The organism is Paenibacillus sp. 1011MAR3C5 (assembly GCF_003591485.1).
GTDB lineage: Bacteria > Bacillota > Bacilli > Paenibacillales > Paenibacillaceae > Pristimantibacillus.
In genome coordinates, this window is record NZ_QZCF01000003.1 from 866,523 (window position 1) to 891,921 (window position 25,399).

The window sequence follows — 25,399 nt, forward strand, 5'->3', positions numbered from 1 at the left end:
CCCGAATTTGTTACACAAATGAAATAGTCCTGTTACCGCCCTAACATATGGTTGGGCTATTATAATAAACAAGACCCCCTTTTATATAACCTTTAGGGCCTGCGGCGTGCAGGCCCGCTTTTTTTTGTCTCGATATGGTTGCCCTTCAGCTTTGCGCCTCCGATCAATACATTAGAAGGGGAGGGACGCGATATGCATCCCTCCCCAATATTGTTGCTACAGCGGTACAATGACTTGTTGTCGCTGCCGGTAGAATACCCAATGCTCAAAACCGATTTCCTTCAGCCGCTTGGCTACCAGCTCCCATTCATCCCCGACACGGCTAGGAATATGGGCATCGGAGCCGAATGTGACATTGACGCCGAAGTGAAGCGCCCGCTCCAGAATAGCGTCTGACGGATACCACCCGCCGACATCCTTCGTACTGCCCGACGTGTTAATCTCGATCGATACATCGCATTCTGCAATCGTTCTCAGCGTATCGTCAATATGCTCATGTGCGGGAATATCCGAGAATGCGGGATAATACCCCTTCATCGCATCGATATGTCCCAATATATCGAACATTCCGCTTCGTGCGGATTGTTTGATCAGCTCGTAATAGCTTTTCTTTTCATTGATATGTCCGGCCTCGTCCAGGTTCTTCCAGCGGTTTCGATTGAAGATGCTGACCCCGCTGACCTGATGCACGGAGCCAATCAGGTAATCGAATGGAACGCCCTTGTATGCTTCCCGGTAAGCTTCGGCGTGATCGGCGAAGTAATCCGATTCCATGCCGAGCAGCACCTCGATGCGACCTGCATACTTCTCCTTCAGCCGCAGCACTTCATTCACATAATTGGCAAAGTCGCTTCTGGCCATGGCGATGCCGGGCCAGGGCTGATCCTCCTGATGGTAGAAATAAGGAGAGTGATCCGATATGCCGATGACGCTTAGTCCGGCGTCGATACCGGCCAGAATGTAATCCTCGATGGTGCCGTTCGCATGTCCGCATCTGACGTGATGTGTATGTAGATCGAATTTCAACGTAAACCCTCCTACTCGCTGCTGATGAATGAATGCTCTGGCATGCCTCTCAGATCGCTCAAAAATTGCTGCATGGCCGTGTTCAAATATCGGCCTGACTTATAGACGACGCCGACGGGGTGGCTAGCTTCCAGTTCGTTGATTTTAATAATCTTAAGCGTGCCATGCTTAAGCTCCGTGGGAATGGACAGCTTGGAGACGATGGCGGCGCCGAGATCGATCTCGACCATCCGCTTCACTTCTTCGCTGCTGGACAGCTCCATAACGATATTCGGTTGAATATTGTATTTCCTGAACATGGCGTCTACGTATCGCCTGCCCAGCGTGTCTGGCGCAAGCATGATCATCGGGACGTCCTTCAGCTTATCGACTGTAGTATGCGTCAGGCTGCTGAGCGGATTCTCCGGGGAGACAACAAGTTCAAACGTATCGTAATAAAGCGTGGATGAGGCAATGTTCGGATTTTTCTCCGATAAATAGGTTATGCCAACGTCAACGGAACCATTCTCGACGCAGGTCATAACTTGGGATGATGGCATGGTATGTATCGTTGTCTTGATAAGCGGGTATTGATTCTGGAAGTAAGATAGAACCCGCGGCAATATTTGGATGGCGATGGATGAGGTCGTGCCAAGCAGAATATGTCCTTGAGGCGTATGATTCAGATCGTTGAGCTTCTGCTTAAGCTCCTCGACGATAGCAAGCATGCGCTCGGCATGTTCTAGAAAGACCTGTCCATGTTCTGTAAGGGTAACGGGCTGGTTCCGGTCGATCAGGACGGTCTTGAATTCATCCTCCAAGCTTTTGATCTGGGCCGATACGGCTGGCTGCGTCAAATTGAGAAGCTCGCCTGCCTTTCGGAAGCTCATCGTCTTGGAGATGGTGAGTAGTGTTTCCAACTGGCTAATGTTCAAGTCCAGTATTCCCCCTTCCGACGTTCACTGGGCATAATTCTATTATATCTTATCTAAAAGTTTGCAGCAAAAAAAAGGAATGGCCCTCAGAGCCACTCCTTCTTGCGAAAAATAATAAACATGCCAAACCCAAGTACAATCATAATGCCAAGTAAAATATAGGCTCCAAGCTTGAAATGGATACCGGGAATATCATCGAAGTTCATGCCGTAGATGCCCGTGATGAACGTAAGCGGCATGAATATTGTCGTAATGGCAGTGAACACGCGCATGATTTCGTTGGCGCGGCTCGTCAGACTGGACTGATAAGCCTCGCGAAGGTTGCCCATCAAATCGCGGTAGGTCTCGAAGGACTCCGATACTTTAATGGCATTCTCGTAGACGTCTCGGAAATACTTCTGCAGCTGATCGTCGATCAGCTTGAGCTCCTTCTTATTCAGCGTGAAGATGACTTCGCGCTGAGGACCAAGCACCTTCTTCACCCAAAGTATCTCGCCGCGCAGACCAATGATCTCATTGAGATGCGATTTCTTGGTGTGCATCAGGATATCTTCTTCAAGCGTCTCGATCCGGCTGTCGATCCGGTCGCCGACAAGAAAATAATTATCAACCACAAGGTCGACCAAATAGTACAGGAACTGGTCCGGACGGTTGACCTCCTGCTCCCATAGAATAGGCTTCAGGGAACGGAGCTCGTTAATTTTTTGTTTCGTTACGGTAATAATGTAGTGGCGTCCCAGAAATATATTGAGCGCCCGCAAAAAGATATCTTCATCATCAAAGCGAATGCTGTCAATCACGATAAAGTAGTGATTTTCGTAGATCTCGATTTTGGGACGCTGCTCCTCATCGTTGAGGCAATCCTCTACCGCAAGATCATGCATGCCGAATATCGGCTGCAGCACCTCAAGATCCTCTACATCTGCATCAATCCAGTAGAAGCCTTCTTCAGGCGCCAGTCGCGTCTGATCGATGTCTTCCACCATCGTAAATTTTCCATTGTTTACATGTCTGATCTTCATACGCAGTTCTCCTCTCTCGTCTTACAGGAGACTGCCGGCTGGAACCCAAAACAGAGCCGTCGGCCCGTTATCCGTTCCACATCAAAGTGCGTGCAGGAAGGATGGAGGGGCGGCTTTGTATCGGCAGAACCGACAGTAGCCTATTACAGTTGGCTTCGGGCTTAGGTCGATCACCTTCCATGTCCTCATACACTCCTTTAATGTCGAATGAATGTCCCAATCCTTGTCTAGTATACTCCCGCATTGACAGAACATTCAAGGGGAAAATGGCTTGATGGAGGCCGGTTTCACAGTATATGCGGCGGGGTTCTTGACGGGAAGGGCAGAATGGATTAAAGTAGTCTTAATTGGAAATGCAACAACTGAATAGACTACTTTCTTATCAAGAGCAGGCGGAGGGACTAGCCCGATGAAGCCCGGCAACCGGCATATATGCACGGTGCTAATTCTTGCGGAAACATTTTTGGTTTCTGAGAGATGAGAGAGGCGGACGGCTACTTGCCGAGCATACGACCTTTTCTCTCGCAGAAGGGGTCTTTTTTGTTTGTCGACTTCTAATGACTACATGATTTTAGGAGTGTGATCAGAGTGCCTATCAAAGTACCAGACAACTTGCCGGCGAAGGAAATCTTGAGCAATGAGAACATATTCGTCATGGATGAGAGCGTTGCCTACCAGCAGGACATTCGTCCGCTGCGTATTGCCATATTGAACCTGATGCCGACTAAGGAAACAACAGAGACACAATTGCTTCGCCTGATCGGCAATACGCCTCTGCAAGTGGAGGTTGTCCTGCTCCATCCGAGAACGCATCAGTCCAAGAACACGTCAGCCGAGCATCTGGAATCGTTCTACAAAACGTTCGACGAGATCTCTCATCAATATTTTGACGGGATGATTATTACGGGCGCTCCGGTAGAGCATCTGCCGTTCGAGGAAGTGAACTACTGGGAAGAGCTTCAGGAAATCATGGACTGGACAAAGCTTCATGTTACTTCGACCTTCCATATCTGTTGGGCTTCCCAAGCGGGTCTCTACCATCATTATGGCGTTCCGAAATACAATCTGGACTTCAAAGTGTTCGGCGTCTTCCCGCACACCATTGCGGAAGAAAAGCGGAATATACAGCTGCTCAGAGGCTTCGACGAGCTGTTCTTCGTGCCGCAATCCCGCCATACGGAAGTGCGCAAGGAGGATATCGAGCCGATCGAGGAACTGGAGATTCTGTCGGAATCCACGGATTCGGGCATCTATATTGTAGCTTCGCGTGACGGCAAGCAAATTTTTGTCACGGGCCATTCCGAATACGATCCAACTTCGCTCAAGTTCGAATACGATCGCGATGTAGCAAAGGGAATGGAAATCGATCTTCCCAAAAACTATTTCCCGGGCGATAATCCTTCTTGTATGCCTTTGTCCACATGGAGAGCGCATGCTAACCTGCTCTTCTCCAACTGGCTGAACTATTATGTGTACCAACAGACGCCGTATGATCTCGGTGCTGGCATTTAAAAGTGCGTGTTCAAAAAGTCGGGCTTTCAGCACCGAGGCTGGTCGTTCGTCTGACGGCGAACTGCTCGCCCGTGCATCCGGGAAGGTGAACGAAAGATTCGATGTCGAATACGCTTCTTGGTTTGCTTCGTGATCAAAAGACGACTTTTTTGAACAACACTTAATATATGTTAAGGGAGTTGCGACGTTAAGATGAAAATGGAAAGTCACTTGGCTCAAATCGGTTCCGTACAGGAGCCTGTTACGGGAGCGGTCAGCTTCCCAGTTTATCAAGCTACGGCATTCCGCCATCCCAAGCTTGGCCAAAGCACGGGCTTCGATTACGCCAGAACCAAAAGCCCGACCAGAGCCGTGCTGGAAGAAGCGGCAGCGAAGCTGGAGTCCGGTGATGCCGGATTTGCCTGTAGCTCCGGAATGGCGGCACTGCAGACGATCTTTGCTTACTTCAGTCAAGGCGATCATCTGATTGTTTCTCTGGATTTATACGGCGGCACCTACCGTCTGCTGGAGCGCATTATGTCGAGATTCGGCGTAACGGCATCCTATGTCGACACGAATGACATAGACGGCATGTCCAGCTTGCTGCAGCCAAATACGAAGGCGGTTCTGATTGAGACTCCGACGAACCCGCTTATGATGATCACCGATTTGGAGCGCGTTTGTGCTTGGGCCAAGTCGAAAGGTCTTCTGACGATTGTCGACAATACGCTGCTCACTCCTTATTTGCAGCGTCCGATCGAGCTTGGAGCAGATATTGTCATTCATAGCGCGACCAAATATTTGGGCGGACACAATGATGTGCTGGCGGGCTTGATCATTACAAAAGGCGAGGAATTGTCGCAGCAGATGGCGATCCTACATAACTCCATTGGCGCCGTATTGGGACCGCAGGATTCCTGGCTGCTGATGAGAGGCATGAAGACGCTAGCGCTTCGGATGGAGAGGCATCAATACAATGCGACGAAGATTGCGGAATATCTGCTGGAGCATGAGGCGATCGAGGATGTTTATTACCCTGCATTGCCTCATCATCCGGGCCATGATGTTCAAAACAAGCAGTCGTCCGGCAACACAGGCATCTTCTCGTTCAGAGTGAAGGATGCTCGTTACGTAGAGCCGATTCTGCGCCATATTAAGTTGATTGCATTCGCAGAGAGTCTTGGCGGCGTAGAATCGCTGATGACGTACCCTGCTGTGCAGACGCATGCGGACATTCCAGAAGAGATTCGCAAAGCAGTCGGCGTTGACGATCGTTTGCTCCGTTTCTCTGTCGGCATCGAGCATGTCGATGACCTGATTGAAGATCTTGAGCAAGCGCTTCGCGCAGCGAAGCAAGAGCTTGAAGAGCAATAGGAGCCAACAGACAGACACGGCAGCCCGATCCGATCGGCTTTGCCGTGTCTGTCTTCTATTTACCAAAGTAGAAATATAAGTTTTCTGAGGGTATCGGATTTAATAGCTCTAATTGGCGATAAAACCTACACTATGCTTATGAAGCGGGTTTGCTACGCAAACCTGCAGGTCGCTCATGTTGAATGGCTTCGATAAAGATTTTCTCAAATTTCGCTAATTTGCCATAATGGTTTTGTACCGAATGGATGACTAGTCTTCTTGATCTATGATAGGATTAAGTATTGCTACTTATTTGACTGAACAAGTTAAGGAGGTCTTGCGGATGAGCGCGATAGACCGGATATTGGACAAAGCCCTGAGCGGCAGCAGATTGAGTCTGGAAGACGGAATGGAATTGCTCGCTTCTGATCAGATCGAGAAGATGGGACACGTAGCTAACCAGTTGATGCTAAGAAGGCATCCTGAGCCGATAACGACATTTGTGGTAGGACGCAACGTCAATTATACGAACGTATGCGATGTATATTGCCGATTCTGTGCTTTCTACCGCGCACCGGGCTCGAAGGAAGGTTATGTGCTGGATGACGAGGTCATTTTAAATAAAATTCAGGAAACGGTCGATGTTGGCGGTACCGAAATCTTGATGCAAGGCGGCACGAATCCGAATTTGCCATTCTCGTATTACACGGATTTGCTTCGCAAAATCAAGAATCGCTTCCCTAATATTACGATGCACTCCTTCTCCCCGGCAGAAATTCAGAAGATGAAGGTTGTCTCTGACGGATTGTCTCTGGATGAAGTCATTGCCCAGCTTCATGAAGCAGGACTAGATTCCTTGCCTGGCGGCGGAGCGGAAATCTTGGATGACCGTACTCGTAGAAAGATCAGCCGGATGAAAGGCCCATGGACCGATTGGATGGATGTCATGAATTCCGCTCATCGTCATGGCATGAATACGACGGCTACGATGGTTTATGGCTTGGGCGAGACGATTGAGGAGCGGGCGCTTCATATGCTTCGGATCCGGGATGAGCAGGATAAGGTGCTGGCGAACGGCTATCCAACGCCGGGCTTCATGGCCTTCATCTCCTGGCCGTTCCAACCGGACAATACGAACCTGAAGCTGGAGAAGGCGAAGCCGGAGGAATACCTTCGTATCGTTGCGGTTAGCCGTATGATGCTGGACAATATTAACAACTTCCAGTCCTCTTGGGTGACGATGGGGCCGGAGATGGGCAAACTCAGCTTGTCCTATGGCTGCAATGACTTTGGCAGCACCATGATTGAAGAGAATGTCGTATCCGCTGCCGGCACGACGCATAAAGTGAATATCGATCTTATTCTTCAGCTTATTCGCGAAGCAGGCAAAATACCGGCTCAGCGCGATACCAAATATAACATTCTTCGCATGTATCATGAATCGGAGAAAGCGGAACGCGACTTCATTATGCAAAATTAATTCCAATTCCGCCGCCTTCATTAGGAAGCAAGACCGCACGATACGGCTTATAGGCCGTTCGGAGCGGTCTTTTTTTGATGCGATAACGATGCGACATGCCAAACTCTTCTTTGTATATACGCTGACTATGGGCCATATACTGTAACGGAAGGAAAGGGGTGAGCGCATGGATTTGTTCAGAATCGCATTGCCAGATGAGGAATCAGTCGAGAGCCTGCAGTCGCTGCTTAAGGAACAAGTAAATGCTGATTTACATAGGTCGGCCCGGAAGGAAGGTCTCCTGCTCGTTCAATTCGTGAATGAGAAGGGAGCCGTACGCTGCGTCGCCCAGCTTCCGCAATTTCAATTGAAGACCGAAGGCCCTTTATTATATAAATCGACCGCCAGCGCAGTTGCCGAATACGTGGTGAGTCATATGGAATCAGATCTGCTGTCGGCGATTATCCGAAAAAAATATCGGGGGCATCCTTCTATGGATACCGTTATCATCGAAAAATACTGCCAGGATCTCCTGCATGGCAAGGAGTGGGAGGGACTCGGCAGCCGCTTCCAGGAGGCGGACCGCTCCAGGCGCAAAGGCAAAATCGCGGACGAAATCGAGAAGTTTCTAGAAGTGGAGACGGAGCTGAACTTATACGGCCTGCTGACGTTCCGCTTGCATACCTACCGCAAGGAGCTTACGGAAATTGTCGAGTACGCGCTGGATGAGTATGTACTGGATAAGCAGTACCAGGAGTTCATATCGCTGCTGAAATATTTTGTGCAGCTTCAGGAATCCAAAGTGCCGCTCGTTCACTTGGTGCACAAAGGCGGCCATGACTTCATGCTTTATAATGACAACTTCCAAACGCTGGAGCCTAAGCCGCCGTCAGACCGGATCGTAGCGGAGATGCTGGAGACGGAGATGAATATTGAGGATATGGTCATCAGCTCGCTCATATCGGTATCTCCAAAGCAAATTATGATCCATACACGACATCCAGATATGCAGGTCATTCGGACCATTCAGACGATATTCGACAGCCGTGTGAAGGTATGCGTGAAATGTCCGTCCTGTTCCAGCACGTTGGATGAGCTTATTCATCCTTAGGGATGCTTGTGCACAAGTTGCGATTGCGCCTTGACCATTTTCTCTTATCGGTCTATAATGATGCTGATAAACATTGCAACAGCCATGACCAGAGTCATGTGTCTGCCAGATGCGCTTGGACCAGAGAGAGGAATTCCAGCTGAAAGTTCCTTCCTAGACGCGGGCAGATGTACCCCTCTTGTAGCTGTGTGGTTGAACCTGCAGAATGCTCTGCAGCTGTAAGCCATACCGGATATCTCCGTTACCAGATGATTACGAGGACTGCCGTCTTGATAACAGACAAGGCCCAGCAGTTGAAGTAGGGTGGAACCACGAGCTGACAAGCACTCGTCCCTTTTGCGGGATGCGTGCTTTTTTTGTTGCGTTCTCGTTGCTTCGCTTGCAATAGAAGAATGGGAGGATGAAGGATAGTGAGTATTAAAATTACGCTGCCGGACGGCGCTGTTAGAGAGTATGAAGCGGGCACAACGATTGAAGACGTAGCGGGTTCTATTAGTTCAGGACTGAAGAAAAACGCAATTGCCGGCAAAATTGACGGCAAAGTTGTTGATGTATATACGCCAATCGAACAGGACTCGGCGATCGAGATTGTAACCGTTGAATCTGCGGACGGCCTTGAAGTATACCGCCACAGCACGGCTCATTTGCTGGCACAGGCGATTAAGCGCATCTACGGCAATAAGGAAGTCAAGCTAGGGATCGGCCCTGTGATTGAGGATGGCTTCTATTACGATATCGATATGGAGCAATCCTTGACGCCAGACGATCTGGCAGCCATTGAGAAGGAAATGAACAAAATTATCGGCGAGAACCTGCCGATTCGCCGCAGAGTGGTAAGCCGTGATGAAGCGCTGGCTATCTTCACGGAACTGGACGATAACCTTAAACTCGAGCTGATCCGCGATTTGCCGGAGGATTCGGTCATTACGATGTATGATCAAGGCGAGTTCTTCGATCTTTGCCGCGGTCCGCATCTGCCATCGACTGGCCGGATCAAAGCGTTCAAGCTGCTGAGCGTTGCAGGAGCTTACTGGCGCGGCGACTCCAAGAACAAAATGCTTCAGCGTATCTACGGCACTGCTTTCCCTAAAAAAGCACAGCTGGACGAGCATTTGCACTTCCTGGAGGAAGCGAAGAAGCGCGACCACCGGAAGCTGGGCCGCGAGCTGAAGACGTTCACATTCTCGCGCGAGGTTGGCCAAGGCTTGCCGCTATGGCTGCCTAACGGAGCGAAAATCCGCAGAACGATGGAGCGTTATATCGTCGATCTGGAAGAGCGCCTTGGCTACGAGCATGTGTATACGCCTGTACTGGCTAACGTAGAACTGTACAAAATCTCCGGTCACTGGGATCACTATAATGAAGATATGTTCCCTACAATGGTCATGGACAATGAAGAACTGGTGCTTCGTCCGATGAACTGTCCGCATCATATGATGGTGTTCAAGAGCGACATGCGCAGCTACCGTGACCTGCCGGTTCGTATTGCCGAGCTAGGCACGATGCATCGCTACGAGATGTCCGGTGCACTTACTGGCTTGCACCGTGTTCGCGCAATGACGCTGAATGATGCCCATATCTTCTGCCGTCCGGATCAGATCAAGGAAGAGTTCGCGCGTGTCATTAACTTGATTCGCAAGGTTTATGAGGATTTCGGCATTAAGGAATACCGCTTCCGCTTGTCTTACCGCGACCCGCAGGATACCGAGAAGTACTTCCAGAACGACGAGATGTGGGAGATGTCCCAGCGTATGCTGCGTGAGGTTGTGGAGGAGCTGGAGCTTCCGTTCTTCGAGGCGGAGGGCGAGGCTGCATTCTACGGACCGAAGCTGGACGTACAGATCAAGACGGCGCTGGGCAAGGAAGAGACGCTGTCGACTGCGCAGCTTGACTTCCTGCTGCCAGAACGGTTCGAGCTGGAATACGTCGGGGAAGACGGCAAGAAGCATCGTCCGGTCGTTATCCACCGTGGCATCATCAGTACGATGGAGCGCATGACAGCCTTCCTGCTTGAGAACTTTGCAGGTGCGCTGCCGCTGTGGCTGTCGCCGGTACAAGCAAAAATCATTCCGGTTTCGACTGCATATGAGGCTTACGCCCGTGAAGTGGCAGAGAAGCTGCAAGAAGCAGGCATTCGCGTAGAGAGCGACCTGCGTAACGAGAAGCTGGGCTACAAAATCCGCGAGGCGCAGCTGGAGAAGGCGCCTTACATGCTGGTCGTCGGCGAGAATGAGATGCAATCTGGTTCCGTCTCTGTCCGCAAACGCGGCGAAGGCGATATCGGCGCCAAGTCCATTGCAGAAATCATCGCGTATTTGCAAGGCCAGATTACATCCAAAGCGTAGAAGGTAAATCGCCTCGCGCATAAAGCTTGAACCATCAGGGCAATATTCTTCTGAGGAGGAGTTTGCCCAGATGGTTACAAGCTTTTTTCTTTGCGCAAAAAGAGGGATGATCGTGCTGACAGCGGTAATCGCAGCACTTGGAGCGCCAATCGCATACAGCGCGCCTGCCGAATCTGCAGGCAATCATCATCCCCAGCAATCGAATACCACAAATACAGCTGCACTGGATGTTATAGAGGTGGTGGCAACAGGCTATACGGCAGGTGTTGAGTCGACAGGGAAACGTCCCGGCCATCCCGGATACGGCATTACGTATTCAGGGGTAAAGGTAAGACGCGACCAGGTATCGACGATTGCGGCCGATCCCAAGCTGTTCCCGATTGGAACGCTGCTGTATATTCCGGGATACGGTTACGGAGTCGTAGCCGACACCGGGTCGGCCATCAAAGGAAACCGCATCGATTTGTATTTTGAGACCATCAAGGAAGTATACGAGCAATGGGGCAAGCGCAAGGTCGAGGTTCAGGTGCTCAGGCGCGGCAGAGGCAAGCTGACCCAGTCTTGGCTGAATGAAATCAACCAAGCGATAGAGGTCGGAAAGCCGATTCCCCAGTCTTACCTGGAGTCGTAATTTCTGCATAAGAAGCCGAAGGCTTGCCATACTAAAGGTGAACGGGGAGGTGAAGACCATGACAAATAAAAACAAAAACAAAGTTGCACAAAATCAAAATCAGAATCAAAATCAAAACAATCAGTACAACGCTGAATTCGCTGAGGAGTTCAACCAAAATAATGCAGCTAACAATCAAGCTGCTAACCAAAACGCGAACCAAGCAGCTCAAAACAATCAAAACCAACAATAAGGTCAGATTATCTGACACGAGTCAACAAAAAGAGGGAGAAACCGGCAACGGTTTCTCTTTTCTTTTGTCTAATACTGGATTATAATGTAGGGAAAATTCACATAACCCACGGAGAGGGGCGGTCATACAGCTATGCGTGCTGCAGCCCGATGGTTTTCCCGAAATACGGATAGTGAACACATCAAGCACGAACAGCAGGAGAAAATGGTCACGCTGCTTCATGAATCAGTGGTCATCTCTGACCAATTGAATGCCGCAGTAGATGAAGTGGATGGGGCGATTCATCAGCTCACCGATATTGCAGACCGTTCGGCAGCCCAGGAGCTCATGCTTCGAAGATCCAGCACAGGCGCAATGAGCCGCATGGAGCAATCGTTCTCTGCGCTTCAGGAAGTCGCTTCGGCAGCAGAACAGATCAGCGGGGCTTCCTCCCTGTTGAAGTTCAAGAGCAACGAGACCAAAGAGCTGGTACTGGACGTAAGCCGCTCCTTGCAGACTGCGAATGAGGTGATGAATCAGCTGATTCATCAAAACGAAGAGATGGACGCGCATATCCGCGACCTGATCGAGCAGACATCTCACGTCACCGAGATGAACGCGCTTATTCAGGCGATCGTATCCCAGACTTCCTTGCTTGCGCTTAACGCATCCATCGAGGCAGCGCATGCCGGAGAATACGGCAGAGGATTCGCCGTCGTCGCCGATCAGATCAAGAAGCTGGCTGAACAGAGCGGAGAAGCAGTCAGAAGATCGTCTCAGGTTGTCGAACAGATTGAGCATGGCGTCAAGCAGGTCATCCGAGCTGTTGATGAAGAGAAGAGCTCTGTCGGCCGCGGCGCTGACGAGATGAGATCGACGCAAGGCCGAGTAGACGAGATTTTGAACAAAATATCCCAAGTAGATGAGCTGGCAGGCGATACGGATGTCGCAAGCGCAAGACAAACGGGTCATATGGCAGACATGACCCGAATGCTGAAGGAAGTCGTGGATTCCGTCAACGAGACAGTGGCAAGTGTCGATGAGACACTCAAGATGACGGAGCAGCAGCGGGAGCAGATCGCCAAGCTGGGCCGGATTAAGGGGAATCTGGGTCGCTCGTCGGGAGAGCTGGTAAAGGCCATCGATAATGTAGGCATTAAGCACACGATCAACAAGGCGATGGGCAATGTGGCGTCATTGCAGCAGTGGCTGAGGCAAGCCGCTGCCGACAGCAGACTTCGTTCGCTTAAGGAAGAGGAGCACAGGACCATATTGACGGAGCTTCTCCGTTCCAAACCGGAAATCGAGGCAATCTGGTCGAATCGCAAGGACGGCTCCTTTATCGTATCCTTGCCTGAGGCCGGCCTGCTGAATGCGAAGGGCAGGGAGTGGTGGAAGCAAGCAATTGCAGGACATGCCTTCCAGTCCGGCATATACGTATCGGCCATCACGAAGCAATTGTGTATGACCATTTCCGTTCCGATTCATGATGAAGCCGGACATCCAATCGGCGTTATCGGCGCGGATATGTCGATTCAGTAGCGAGTACGCCGTCATTGCCATAGCAGTGGCGGCTTTTTGTTGTACATTAATATGTAAATAAAATCCAAACATATCGGTCTAGAGACCGAGATGAAGTTCAATCGGCCGTCCCTTATACGACAGACGGGCAATCAGGTATACTAAGGATATAAATTGAAGGGCATGGGAGTTGGCGTCATGAATGGAAACTTCGCAAGCCGGTTGCTGACCGGACTTGTCATCATTTCGTTGGGTGTAGTGTTTTTGCTGAGACAGCTCGGTTATGTGGACTTCAGCATCGGGGACGTGTTCTCGACCTTTTGGCCGTGTATCCTCATCTATTTTGGATTGACACAGATGCTAAGCGGCCGCAGTCATGGCGGTTCCGGTTGGTGGGGAGGATTTATGGTGATTCTGGGTGCCATATTCCTTGGCAACAACCTGGATTTCATAACATGGTCAATTGGGGATATTATCCCGTTCCTGATTCCTGTCGTCATTATTTTTGTCGGGCTTCGCATGATCTGGAGTCCGCGGAGAAAGCGTCAGACTCCTCCGTCCGAGGATTGGCAATCTTACCGGCCGTATCAGGATGAGACTCCTGTTCCGCCTGCACCGCCGCTTCATCCGGATCCGACGGGCAGAGATGGCTCGGATGAGTTCGGCAGTCAGGACGATTACGCTGACGATCCTAAGAAATCGCAGCCGAAACAAGAGTTTGGTGAAGGCGGGTCAAGCAGTGCTTACGGCTCGGATGAAGGGTACAGCAAATACAAGAAAAAGGGTAAGCAAAGCGGTTGCTACGAAAGCGGACACAAAGAGCATGTAGAATGGTGGAACCATGATGCAAGCACAATCAATCGTTCAGGCTTTATCGGCGACATCCATATGGGTCATGATTATTGGGAGCTGAAGCCGATGAATATTTCCCACTTTATCGGTGATACCGTCCTTGATCTGACCAAGGCGCAAATTCCGTTCGGCGAGACCAAGGTTACAATCTCCTCCTTTATAGGGGATGTCAAGGTATACGTGCCGAATGATTACGAGGTTGGCGTGCAGGTTGTTTCCAGCGCGTTCATCGGCGATGTGAAGGTGCTTGGCCAGAAGGAAGGCGGCTTGTTCACGAACGTTAATACGAAGTCGCCTCGTTACGCGGATGCCGATAAACAAATCAAGATCGTCATCAGTACCTTTATTGGCGATACGCGTGTGACAAAGGTAGGGTGACGCTGGCATGATGGTTCGATTTTTGCGCAGCGGCAAGTGGGAGCTTATCGGCATGTTCGTTCTGTCGTCTACCGTCTCCGTGCTGCTAGCAACGTTATTATGGAATGCAATCGTGAATCAATTTACTTCAATGGAGCTTAAGTTATGGTCCGGCCTGCTTATTCTGCTAGTAAGCGGCGGGTTCGGCTATTGGGCAGCGCAGCGGTTCGGCCAGAGGCTGGATACGCTGCATTTGTCCTTGAAGCAAGCGGTGAACGGCAACTTCGAGGTTCGTATTACGGAGCAAGGACATAATTCCTTTGTGCCGATCTATCGGGAGTTTAACGAGCTAGCCGAGCAGATGGAAGAGAAGATGAAGCTGCTTCAGCAGATGGGCGAAGAGAAGGTGCTTACGGAAACGGCTTCCAATGAAGCAGCTGTATTGGAGGAACGCAAGCGTCTGGCCCGTGACTTGCACGATACGGTCAGCCAGCAATTATTCGCTATTCATATGTGTGCTTCGTCCTTGCCAAAGCTGCAGCAAGTCGATGAAGAGCGAGCCAAGTCTGTACTGGATCAGCTGATTCAGATGTCTAATCTGGCACAGAAGCAAATGCGTAATTTCATCGCGCAGCTGCGGCCGATGGAACTGGAGGGCAGAACGCTTCAGGAAGCGCTGGACAAGTGGTTCCCGGATTATTGCCGCCAGAACGGCCTGCAAGGCTCGATGGAATGGCGGCTGTCCGAGCAGCTTAGCGAAGCGAAGGAGCATCAGCTGTTCCTGATCGTGCAAGAGGCAATGGCGAATATCGTCAAGCATGCGGGAGCAAGCAGCTGTACGCTTACACTGGCGGATACGGAGCGGCAAGTCGTGATGATGCTGGTGGATGACGGCAAAGGCTTCAAGGCGGACCAAGTGAAGAGCGGGTCTTACGGCTTGTCGACCATGCAGGAGCGGGCGCAGAAGCTGGGCGGCAGCGCCGATATCGTCAGCAAGGTAGGCAGCGGTACGAGAGTGAAGGTAACAATTCCGAAAATATACCGGGGAGAGCAGAGCCGATGAATGGATCCGATACGATAAAGGTTATGATTGTCGATGACCATGATATGGTCAGAATTGGACTTCGCACCTATTTGATGCTGGAGCCAAAGCTCGATATTATTGCGGAAGCGGGCAACGGCCGGGACGCGCTGAGCTGGCTGGAGGCCAGATCAGAGGAGGAGCGTCCCGACATCATCCTGATGGACCTGATGATGCCGGAGATGGACGGCATCGAGACGACGCGAGCGGTCATCGCGAAGTATCCCAATATGAAAATCGTGATGCTCACCAGCTTCCTCGAAGATGATAAAGTGTACGGGGCGATTGAAGCGGGTGCGGTCAGCTATGTGCTCAAGACCGTCTCGGCGGAAGAGCTGATCTATGCGATCAACGGCGCATTCAAGGGCATGCCGGTGATGACGACTGACGTATCGCAGGCGTTGACGCGAGGGCTGCGGCAGCGGACGGCCCAGTCGGGCGACGAAGACTTGACGGAGCGTGAGAAGGAAGTGCTGCTGCTTATAGCGGACGGCCTGTCCAATAAGGAAATTGCCGATGAGCTGCATATCAGCATCAAGACGGTGAAGACGCATGTGAGCAATCTGCTCATGAAGTGCGAGCTGGAGGACCGGACGCAGCTGGCGGTGCTGGCCCACCGCAAGGGCTGGGCGAATCGCGCGTAGCATAAGGAGATGGGAAGGCGGGCATACTACCTTTTAGCAAATACGGAAAAAGGTTGGAGGTATGCCGCATGATTCCTATCGCTTCGGAAGTGGAAGGCATAGAGAAAAAATTTACGGAAATGCAAGTGCTGCTGGCGGAGCGCCAGTTCACGCTCGGCGGCAATTGGGATTATGACGGCGGTTCGTTCGACCGCGCGCTTGATGAAGAGAACAAGGTGTGGCTGCGTATCCCGTTCCAGGTGACAGACGGCAACATCGACAGCGAGCTGTCGGAGAACAATGCCATTATCCGCTTCGGCACACCCTACGTGCTTCGACATCTGTATCAAGAGGGCAATGATCCCGAAGCATCCGTTCGAGTGGCGGGCGCTCTGTTCGACCAGTTCCAGGCCCCATCCGATCCCGACGCGCCGGTAGATCACCGCTGGACGGAGCGGGCGAAGGAGATTATGGGCGATGTGGATAGTCTGGTGAAGCGCTAAGCAATCTCCATAAATAAGAAGTGAACTCTCTGGCCGATGGCTGGGGAGTTTTTTTGGTTATAGTGATATGATAAATGAGCATATTGTAATCAACTTCATAAAGCATTGAAACGTTTATAGCTTGTAATCATGAATTTGTCGGAGGTGCTTGCATGAGAGTTTTTATGGGACTAATGATGGCTGTGATCATAGTTAGTGGTTGTACGAGTCAGACGAATAGCAACCTGGAATCGTCCATCGCTGTTGCCGAAGCTTACAAAAAGACTGAACTCGAGGCCGATTACATCGATAACTCAGATGAAGTAATGATTGAACAAATTAGAAGTAAAGAAGAAAAGCTTCGTCCGCTGACAACAGAAGCGTTTTTTCGTAATAAATCGGCAGACCGTATTTTCGGCTATACCTTGAATGTTGCACATATTAAAAAGGTGGATCTTGAATTATCAGATCTGGCTTTTGAGGAAAGAGAAAACGATGATCCTTCCGTCATAAAGCTAAAATATGATGGGGTGCTTCATCTTGGCGATGAGCGTATGAGCATTTCCGGACGTATAGAGCTAATTGATGAAGGAGGGACTTGGAGGGTCAAATATGATTCATATAACTTGAAAGATTTGTTAAAGATTATGGATGAGGATATTCTTCAGCGGAATCGGTAGGGGACGCCCTGCCTTGCCGCCGAAAATATCAATATGATAAAATATAAAAGAGCCGTGTGTAATTATACCCTCGGCTCTTTCTATTTATTGAGCTGTCTCTGTTGGTTGCCCGTAACCTGGCCTAATTGGCACTTGTATCTCTAAAAGCTCAATCGTTTGCGACTTTGCGCAAAACCCAATAATGATAAGGAGTTAGCGAGCCAAAAGTTATCTAAATTTCATGGTTTTTTAAGTTTGTTTTAAGGTAGAATGTGCAAGATAGAACTAACAAATAAATTGTATTGAAATAGATTAATCATGCAGTCGAACGGAGGAGAACGCATATGGATGATCAAAACAAAAAAAATGGATATGACGACTTTTTCAATCCGGAGGAGTCGAAGCGTTCAGACGATACGAACGAATCTAAGGAAGGGGCGGCGGAGCCTGCTTCCGTCCAAGAGCCAAAGCCTTCTTACTATTATTCTTACGGACCGTCCGTCAATGATCCGTCACAGCCAGTGGCAAGCGGGAATGGCTATGAAAGAACAGATGGATATGATAGAGGGGCGCAGCAATCGCCGGTGTCCTATCCGCCTCAGCTCAGACCGGTTCCGCCAGCAGGCGGAAATGTGAAAAATGCTTTTCAAGTCAGGGAAAAGAAAAAGGGGCCGACGTTCAAGTCGATGTTCCTGTCCTTTATGGCAGGCGTGCTTGTTGTAGGCGGATTGATGTATGCGGCGGATACGCGCAACTGGTTCACGTCAGGCAACACGGTGGCCACTCAATCGGAAGGCAGCGGCTCAGGTACGGGAACAACGGCAAGCGGCAGCGGCGCGGGAAGCGGGGCGAACGTTGTGGCTAGACCGGACAACATCGCCCAGCTTTTCGAGCAGGCAAGCCCGGCTGTTGTAAAGATTGAAACTTATGCGAAGGTAAGGACAAACAATGGCGGCAACAGCTTGTTCAACGATCCGTTCTTCAGACAGTTCTTCGGAGATAACTACCCGGGCACACAGGCGCCGAGTGAAGAGCAGAACGGCGATATGCAGCAGTCCGGCATCGGTACAGGCTTCTTCTTCGAAGCGGATGGCCATATTCTGACGAACCAGCATGTGGTCGGTCAAGCGGACGAAATTCGGGTGACGGTACAAGGCTATGATAAGCCATTCACTGCGAAGCTGCTGGGCTCAAGCTATGATTTGGATTTGGCTGTTCTGAAGATCGAGGGAGAGAAGGAGTTCCCGACGCTGCCGCTGGGAAGCTCCGATGATATAAACATCGGCGATTGGGTAGTGGCAATCGGCAATCCGTACGGCTTTGATCATACGATTACAGCAGGGGTATTGAGTGCAAAAGAACGTCCAATCGATATCCCGGATCAGCAGGGTGAGCGCAATTACAAGCATTTGCTCCAGACGGACGCTTCCATTAACCCGGGCAACTCCGGCGGTCCGCTGCTTAATGTAAAAGGCGAGGTTATCGGCATCAATACGGCAGTCAGCTCGCAAGCGCAAGGCATTGGCTTCGCGATTCCGACAAGCACCATAACTGAAGTGCTCGAAAGCTTGAAGAACAACACAGAAGTGCCGAAAGAAGCGGTACCGTTCATCGGTGCGGAGCTTTATGATATGACTGATGAATTTGCGAAGCAGCTTGGACTGGATAAAGCAGAGGGTTCGCTCGTGAAGAGCGTATACTACAACTCGCCAGCTTATCTGGCAGGACTTACACAGTTCGATGTCATCGTTGGCGTGGAAGGCAAGAAGATGACTACATCGGCAGCATTGATCGCTGATATTCAATCGAGAAAAGTTGGCGAGCAGGTCGAATTCAATATTCTCCGCCAAGGCAAGGAAATGAACCTGACGGTCGAAATCGGCGATAAAAACGTCTTTGGCCTGCAATAATCAGCTGCTGCTCAAATTGACGAACAAGGCGCAGAGTGTCCACTCTCTGCGCTTTTTGTTCGGTAGAAAGGGAGATGCCCGTGAGACCTCATATCGTAGTTGTGGATGATGATGAAAGAATTATATCGATGCTGCGCCGAAGCCTGGCATTCGAAGGATACGAAGTCACGACGGCTTCCAATGGAGCGGAGGGGCTCAAGACACTTCTAACTGTAGATCCGGATTTGATTATATTGGATGTAATGATGCCTCAGATCGACGGATGGGAGGTATGCCGCCGCATCCGCGAAAGCGGGAGCGCCGTGCCAATCATGATGCTGACGGCAAAGGACGATGTGATCGACCGTGTGAAAGGGCTTGATCTCGGAGCGGATGACTATCTGGTGAAGCCCTTTGCGCTGGAAGAGCTTCTGGCCAGAGCCAGGGCGCTGCTGCGCCGCAAGTCGGATAAGCTGGATGAGACCAGCAGCCATCAGCTTGCGTTCGAGGATCTGATATTGGATATGGACGCGCGCGAGGCCATTCGTTCGGGCCGTCGCATCGAATTAACGAGCAAAGAGTACGATCTGTTGCTTCTCTTTATGCAAAATCCTAGAAGAGTGCTGACGCGTGACGCCATTATGGAGAAGATATGGGGATTTGACTTCAGCGGCGAATCCAACGTGCTGGAAGTCTATATCGCCATGCTGCGGCAGAAGGTAGAAGAGGGTGGCGGCAAACGGATCATTCAGACGGTTCGCGGCACGGGCTACGTGCTCAGGGGGGAGGCAGGATAGAGGCATGTCGATTCGGCTTCGTCTAACCTTGTGGTACACGGGATTACTTGCGATAACTCTGCTTATTTTTGGTGTCAGTGTCTTTATGTTTATTAACTGGAATACCTTTAACGATCTTAGAGTGAGTATAAAAAAGCAAAGCGATCAAATCAATGTGAACATGACGTATATCCTGAACCGGGGTACGCTGGATCTCAATTTGATCTCCAACTCTCCGTTTGTGGACAAAGAAGTTTTTGTTCAGCTTGTTAATTATCATGAGAAATTGATTATACAACCGACAAATCTTTTGCAATCAGGAGTGAAGATCAGCTACCCCGACGCAGCGAGCAATCCGGTGAAGGGATTTTATAAGCGCACAGTTGAAATAGGCAAAGTAAAATATGACTTGTTAACGTATCAAAGACCTGTCCTGTCTCCAATAACGGAGGGTCAGGTGGTTGGTTTGCTGCAGGTTGGCGTCCTAACCCATAACGAAGACAAGTACTTGTCCGGACTTCGCAACACGCTTATTTTCTATTCTATCCTTGTCGTTTTTATCGCCTTTACGATCGGGATGCTGATCGCCCGACAGGCTCTTCGTCCGATCGGTCGCGTCATCGACGCCACCCAGCAGATCGAGAAGGGCTCCGATCTAAGCATGCGTATCCCTTCGGACGGGCCGAAGGATGAAGTCGGCTTGCTGGTTGATACGCTGAACTCCATGCTCTTGCGTCTGCAGACGGCATATAACGAGCTTGATGAAGCCTACAAAGCGCAGCGGAGATTCGTCTCCGACGCTTCTCATGAGCTTCGCACGCCGCTTACGACGATTCGCGGCAACATTGATCTGTTGGAGAAGATGTGGTCTCGAGCCAAGGAAACTGGCGAATCAATGGGAGCGGACGGACTTAAGCTGACGACCGACCATTGGCAAATGTCCAGTGAAGCGATGTCAGATATCGCGGCTGAATCGCGAAGAATGAGCACGCTAGTTGGTGACTTGTTAGCACTTGCGCGTGCGGATGCGGGCTATGTGATGGAGAAGGAGCAGCTGCAATTGCTGCCGCTGACGGAAGAAGTCGTGCGAAGGGCACAGTTGCTGCCTCGCACTGCGGAATGGCAGATGGGCGATTTGTCCAAGCTCGTTGGTGTTCCGGTGTATGGCAATCATGACTACTTGCAGCAGTTGTTGTTTATCTTTATTGAAAATGCATTCAAATACACGTCATCCGGTCATGTGGAGCTGAGCTCTGTTCGTACGGACAGCTATGTCGGCTGGCGAATTCAAGATACCGGCATCGGCATGAATCCGGACGAAATTCCGCATATCTTCGACCGCTTCTATCGGGCTGACGAATCGCGTGGCGTGACCGTAGGAACGGGGCTTGGGTTGTCGATTGCCAAATGGATTCTCGATGAGCACGGAGGGTCGGTTGAGGTGGTTACACTGGAGAATGAAGGGTCTACTTTCACGATCTGGCTGCCAATAGACTTTTCCGAGAGGGAGGATTCGTCTATAATAGTAAGAACGGATCCGAACTTAAGCTAACGTTCGCATAATGAGGTCCGTCAGAAAGCAGGTGCAACGGGATGGAAATCGTGAAAATATCGCCGAGAGGCTATTGCTATGGCGTGGTTGACGCCATGGTGCTTGCCTTGCAAACGGCCAAAAATCTGGAATTGCCACGACCAATCTACATTCTTGGCATGATTGTTCACAACGCCCATGTGACGGAAGCGTTCGAGAAGGAAGGCGTCATCACGCTTGACGGTGCGAATCGTCTTGAAATATTGGATCAAATTAACGAAGGCACCGTTATTTTCACCGCTCACGGGGTATCGCCGGAGGTGCGCGAGCGTGCCCGGCAGAAGGGCTTGTCGGTCGTAGACGCGACATGTCCGGATGTAACAAGGACGCATGATCTCATTCGGGAGAAAACAGCGGCAGGCTATCATATTATTTATATCGGCAAAAAAGGCCATCCTGAGCCGGAAGGCGCGATTGGCGTTGCTCCAGACCAAGTCCATCTCATTGAGAAGGAACCGGAGATCGAAGAGCTTGACGTCACGCACGACAAGATTATTATTACGAACCAGACGACGATGTCGCAATGGGATATTCGCCATATTATACAGAGGCTTCAAGAGAAGTATCCTCATGCCGAGGTGCATAATGAGATCTGTCTGGCTACGCAGGTGCGCCAGGAGGCCGTTGCAGATCAGGCGGGAACGGCGCAGCTCTGTATTGTCGTTGGCGATCCGAGGAGCAACAACTCCAATCGCCTGGCGCAAGTATCCGAGGAGATTGCGGGCGTGAAGGCGTACCGCGTATCCGACGTCAGCGAGATCAAGCAGGAGTGGCTTCAAGGGATTGACCGCGTAGCCGTTACGTCCGGCGCATCGACGCCGACGCCGATTACGAAGGAAGTTATTACTTATTTGGAGCAGTATGACTACCGTGACCCGTCTACTTGGGACATCAAGCGGACCGTCAATATGAATAAGCTGCTGCCGAATGTGCGTGTGAAGTCGACAGGCAATGCGGAAGCGCCTGTATAGTGTTACGAATTTAGACGAAATTGAATCGCTCAAAGGTGTTGACGTTGAGCGATTATTTCGGTATATTTACTTTAGCGATTAAAAGCATAAAAGCTTAAAAGCCAAAAAGCTTAAAAGCGCGAAAGAAAATAATGGCAATGACCTAAGATTGCCACATTGAACAATTGAGGAGAGATGGACATGATCGTCATTACAAAACCTAACATCGCCGATGAGCGAATTAATGAAATTGTCGCATATATCGAGAATGCCGGTGTTCAAGCACATGTGTCGAAGGGAACAGACCGTACGGTTATTGGCATTATCGGAAAGGCAGACCCTACGCTTGCGGAGCAGCTTCGCCAGATGAAAGGCGTAGACAATGTGATTAAAATTTCGAAGTCCTACAAGCTTGCAAGCCGTGATTTCCACCCGGATGACACGATAATTGACATCAAAGGCGTCAAGATTGGCGGCAGCAACCTGGTCGTCATGGGCGGACCATGCGCCGTCGAGACGCCGGAGCAGATCGATGAGATCGCAAGGCTGGTGAAGGCAGCGGGCGGGCAGGTGCTTCGCGGCGGAGCTTTCAAGCCGAGAACGGGACCTTACAGCTTCCAGGGCGTTGGTGTAGAAGGTCTCGTCATGATGGCGGAAGCGGGCAAGAAGCATGGCCTCTTGACCATTACGGAAGTCATGACGCCGGAATACGTGGATGTATGCGCGGAATACGCAGACATCTTGCAGGTTGGCACGCGCAATATGCAAAACTTCGATCTGCTGCGCAAGCTGGGCACGATCAAGACGCCAGTCTTGCTGAAGCGCGGTTTCAGCTCCACCTATGATGAATTCCTGAATGCGGCGGAGTACATCCTGGCCGGCGGCAATCCGAATGTCATGTTATGTGAACGCGGAATCCGAACGTTCGAGACGTACACGAGAAACACGCTTGATCTCAGCGCGATTCCGGTGCTGCAATCACTCAGCCACTTACCTGTCATCTCTGACCCGAGCCACGGTACGGGCAGACGCGAACTGGTAGAGCCGATGACGAAGGCGTCGGTTGCAGCCGGAGCGAACGGATTGATTATCGAAATGCATACCGATCCTGATAATTCCATGACAGGAGATGGCGTCCAGTCGCTGTTCCCAGATCAATTTGCAGCCCTGCTCAAGGACCTCGCCCTTCTCGCTCCGATTGTCGGCAAAACGTTCGATACGGAGAAAGCGCCGGCAGAAGCCTTTAAGGAATGGAAAATCGTATAATCATCGTATAACCCGAAACTTCGCGTCCCGTCTGCTCTCCCGAGCAGGCGGGATTATTTTGTTTGGGCCGAAAACGCTATCATTGTGAACAGTTGTTCAAACTTGTAAGTATACCTGACATGTGAATAAAAAATACCTGACATAAGTATTGACGGAGTGGAAAGCTGAGTTTTATAATAACAACAAGATTCGGAGCAATTATTGAACAATAAATGCTTACACACTAGTTAATGTTCGGAAATGGAGGAAATTTAGATGTCAGTTCAAAAAGTTTTGGAGCAAATCAAAGAAAACAACATTCAATTCGTAGATTTCCGTTTTGTGGGTCTTTCCGGTGGCGCGCATCACATCACGTTGCCTTCTACAGAGGTGGACGCGGATACATTCGTGAACGGCGTTGCTTTCGACGGTTCCTCGATTCCTGGTTTCCGCGGCATCGAAGAGTCCGATATGGTTATGATGCCTGACACTGAGACAGCTTATGTTGATCCTTTCACAAGCCATCCTACATTGAACATTATGTGTAACATTCACACTCCAGACGGACAGCGCTATGATCGTGATCCGCGCAGCATCGCTCAAAGAGCGGAAGAGTACCTGCAATCGACAGGCATCGGCACGACAGCATTCTTCGCGCCAGAATCCGAATTCTTCATTTTCGACGATGTTCGCTATGAAAGCTCGATGCACACTTCCTTCTTCGCAGTTGATTCCGAAGAGGGCGCATGGAACTCGTCCCGCAAAGAAGAGGGCGGCAACCTGGGCTTCAAAGTTCCGGTAAAAGGCGGTTACGTTCCAGTAGCTCCAGTTGACTCCCAACAAGACATCCGCAGCGAAATGGTTCGCCTTATGCAAGAATCCGGCCTTCGCGTTGAGCGTCATCACCACGAAGTAGCAACAGCTGGCCAAGCGGAAATCAACTTCCGTTTTGACACTTTGACTAAAACAGCAGACAACCTGCTTAAATACAAATACATCGTGCACAACGTAGCACGTCAATGGGGCAAAGTGGCAACTTTCATGCCAAAACCATTGTTCGGCGACAACGGAAGCGGCATGCACGTTCACACTTCCATCTTTGACGGCGACTCCCCGTTGTTCTATGACAACAAAGAGTACGCTAACCTGAGCAAGATGGCTATGAGCTACATCGCAGGCGTCCTGTACCATGCTCCTGCCCTGATTGCAATTACAAACCCAAGCACGAACTCCTTCAAACGTCTGGTTCCAGGCTACGAAGCGCCGGTTAACCTGGTATTCTCCAAAGGCAATCGTTCCGCAGCAGTTCGTATTCCAATCGCAGCTGTAACGCCTAAAGGCTGCCGCATCGAGTTCCGTACACCGGACTCCACAGCTAACCCATATCTGGCATTCGCAGCTATGCTGCTTGCAGGTCTGGACGGCATCAAGAAAGGTCTTGACCCGATCGCACTGGGCTACGGACCATTCGACAAAAACATCTACGATCTGCCAGAAGAAGAGAAGAAAGAAATCCGCAGCGTACCAGGCACACTGGACGAAGCGCTTGACGCTCTGGAAGCAGATTCCGGCTTCCTGACAGAAAGCGGCGTATTCTCTCAAGACTTCATCGACAACTATGTGGCACTTAAACGCCAAGAAGCAAAAGCGGTGTCCATCCGTGTTCATCCGCATGAATACAGCCTCTATTTCGGTTGCTAATCCTAGCAGAAGAGAGAAAACGAGCCCAGAAGGGCTCGTTTTTTTATGCAATGACGCAGAGATGAATAAAATCCGAATATTTGATTAAGGTTTTTAATAATATGTTCGA

The 25,399-nt window shown here is 50.4% G+C and carries 22 protein-coding genes and 1 riboswitch; of the genes, 19 read left to right on the forward strand and 3 right to left on the reverse strand.

Features of this window, described 5'->3' with window-relative positions:
- Positions 1-216 precede the first annotated feature (216 nt).
- From D3P07_RS13615 to corA, 3 genes are all read right to left on the reverse strand, one after another.
- Positions 217-1,026 carry a histidinol-phosphatase gene (locus D3P07_RS13615; RefSeq protein WP_119800738.1) on the reverse strand — a complete coding sequence of 270 codons (810 nt, stop codon included), beginning with the start codon at positions 1,024-1,026 and terminating at the stop codon, positions 217-219.
- A gap of 11 nt (positions 1,027-1,037) precedes the next feature.
- Positions 1,038-1,940, reverse strand: a complete 903-nt coding sequence (locus tag D3P07_RS13620; protein WP_119800739.1) for a LysR family transcriptional regulator — start codon at positions 1,938-1,940, stop codon at positions 1,038-1,040.
- Positions 1,941-2,026: 86 nt separating this feature from the next.
- Positions 2,027-2,962: a magnesium/cobalt transporter CorA gene (corA, locus tag D3P07_RS13625; protein WP_119800740.1), complete on the reverse strand. Its 936-nt coding sequence runs from the start codon at positions 2,960-2,962 to the stop codon at positions 2,027-2,029.
- A gap of 376 nt (positions 2,963-3,338) precedes the next feature.
- Positions 3,339-3,446, forward strand: a riboswitch (SAM riboswitch).
- Between the two features lie 104 nt (positions 3,447-3,550).
- Between corA and metA the strand changes: the two genes are divergently transcribed.
- The 19 genes from metA to glnA all read left to right on the forward strand — a co-directional run bounded on the left by metA (position 3,551) and on the right by glnA (position 25,290).
- The gene (gene metA, locus D3P07_RS13630; RefSeq protein ID WP_119800741.1) at positions 3,551-4,474 is read left to right on the forward strand and encodes a homoserine O-acetyltransferase MetA; all 924 of its coding nucleotides are present in this window, start codon (positions 3,551-3,553) and stop codon (positions 4,472-4,474) included.
- A 192-nt stretch (positions 4,475-4,666) separates the two neighbouring features.
- Complete coding sequence (locus D3P07_RS13635) at positions 4,667-5,827, forward strand: aminotransferase class I/II-fold pyridoxal phosphate-dependent enzyme (RefSeq protein ID WP_119800742.1); 1,161 nt, start codon at positions 4,667-4,669, stop codon at positions 5,825-5,827.
- Positions 5,828-6,149: 322 nt separating this feature from the next.
- Entirely contained in the window at positions 6,150-7,286 is a 1,137-nt protein-coding gene (gene mqnC / locus D3P07_RS13640) for a cyclic dehypoxanthinyl futalosine synthase (protein ID WP_119800743.1), read from the forward strand.
- 166 nt (positions 7,287-7,452) lie between these two features.
- A complete protein-coding gene (locus D3P07_RS13645; protein WP_119800744.1) occupies positions 7,453-8,376 on the forward strand; it encodes a putative sporulation protein YtxC in 924 nt (307 codons plus the stop codon).
- 410 nt (positions 8,377-8,786) lie between these two features.
- Positions 8,787-10,721, forward strand: coding sequence for a threonine--tRNA ligase (thrS, locus tag D3P07_RS13650; protein ID WP_182914304.1), 1,935 nt, complete (start codon positions 8,787-8,789; stop codon positions 10,719-10,721).
- A gap of 70 nt (positions 10,722-10,791) precedes the next feature.
- Complete coding sequence (locus D3P07_RS13655; RefSeq protein ID WP_119800746.1) at positions 10,792-11,352, forward strand: 3D domain-containing protein; 561 nt, start codon at positions 10,792-10,794, stop codon at positions 11,350-11,352.
- Positions 11,353-11,410: 58 nt separating this feature from the next.
- Positions 11,411-11,584 carry a hypothetical protein gene (locus D3P07_RS27045; RefSeq protein ID WP_182914305.1) on the forward strand — a complete coding sequence of 58 codons (174 nt, stop codon included), beginning with the start codon at positions 11,411-11,413 and terminating at the stop codon, positions 11,582-11,584.
- Positions 11,585-11,716: 132 nt separating this feature from the next.
- Positions 11,717-13,105 (forward strand): methyl-accepting chemotaxis protein, encoded by a 1,389-nt coding sequence (locus tag D3P07_RS13660; protein ID WP_119800747.1) that lies wholly within the window; start codon positions 11,717-11,719, stop codon positions 13,103-13,105.
- Positions 13,106-13,282: 177 nt separating this feature from the next.
- Positions 13,283-14,314, forward strand: coding sequence for a cell wall-active antibiotics response protein LiaF (liaF, locus tag D3P07_RS13665; RefSeq protein WP_220482022.1), 1,032 nt, complete (start codon positions 13,283-13,285; stop codon positions 14,312-14,314).
- Positions 14,315-14,321: 7 nt separating this feature from the next.
- Positions 14,322-15,356 carry a sensor histidine kinase gene (locus tag D3P07_RS13670; RefSeq protein ID WP_119800749.1) on the forward strand — a complete coding sequence of 345 codons (1,035 nt, stop codon included), beginning with the start codon at positions 14,322-14,324 and terminating at the stop codon, positions 15,354-15,356.
- Positions 15,353-16,018: a response regulator gene (locus D3P07_RS13675; protein ID WP_119800750.1), complete on the forward strand. Its 666-nt coding sequence runs from the start codon at positions 15,353-15,355 to the stop codon at positions 16,016-16,018. Before D3P07_RS13670 ends, D3P07_RS13675 begins: the two co-directional genes overlap by 4 nt.
- Before the next feature lie 68 nt (positions 16,019-16,086).
- Positions 16,087-16,500, forward strand: a complete 414-nt coding sequence (locus D3P07_RS13680; protein ID WP_119800751.1) for a YugN family protein — start codon at positions 16,087-16,089, stop codon at positions 16,498-16,500.
- A gap of 152 nt (positions 16,501-16,652) precedes the next feature.
- The gene (locus tag D3P07_RS13685) at positions 16,653-17,159 is read left to right on the forward strand and encodes a hypothetical protein (protein ID WP_119800752.1); all 507 of its coding nucleotides are present in this window, start codon (positions 16,653-16,655) and stop codon (positions 17,157-17,159) included.
- Positions 17,160-17,482: 323 nt separating this feature from the next.
- Positions 17,483-19,048 carry a trypsin-like peptidase domain-containing protein gene (locus D3P07_RS13690; protein ID WP_119800753.1) on the forward strand — a complete coding sequence of 522 codons (1,566 nt, stop codon included), beginning with the start codon at positions 17,483-17,485 and terminating at the stop codon, positions 19,046-19,048.
- An 80-nt stretch (positions 19,049-19,128) separates the two neighbouring features.
- Positions 19,129-19,824 (forward strand): response regulator transcription factor, encoded by a 696-nt coding sequence (locus tag D3P07_RS13695; protein ID WP_119800754.1) that lies wholly within the window; start codon positions 19,129-19,131, stop codon positions 19,822-19,824.
- Between the two features lie 4 nt (positions 19,825-19,828).
- Positions 19,829-21,355: a sensor histidine kinase gene (locus D3P07_RS13700; RefSeq protein WP_119800755.1), complete on the forward strand. Its 1,527-nt coding sequence runs from the start codon at positions 19,829-19,831 to the stop codon at positions 21,353-21,355.
- 41 nt (positions 21,356-21,396) lie between these two features.
- Complete coding sequence (locus tag D3P07_RS13705; RefSeq protein ID WP_119800756.1) at positions 21,397-22,365, forward strand: 4-hydroxy-3-methylbut-2-enyl diphosphate reductase; 969 nt, start codon at positions 21,397-21,399, stop codon at positions 22,363-22,365.
- A 180-nt stretch (positions 22,366-22,545) separates the two neighbouring features.
- A complete protein-coding gene (aroF, locus tag D3P07_RS13710) occupies positions 22,546-23,610 on the forward strand; it encodes a 3-deoxy-7-phosphoheptulonate synthase (RefSeq protein ID WP_119800757.1) in 1,065 nt (354 codons plus the stop codon).
- Between the two features lie 255 nt (positions 23,611-23,865).
- Positions 23,866-25,290, forward strand: coding sequence for a type I glutamate--ammonia ligase (gene glnA, locus D3P07_RS13715; protein WP_119800758.1), 1,425 nt, complete (start codon positions 23,866-23,868; stop codon positions 25,288-25,290).
- The last annotated feature ends 109 nt before the right edge of the window (positions 25,291-25,399 follow it).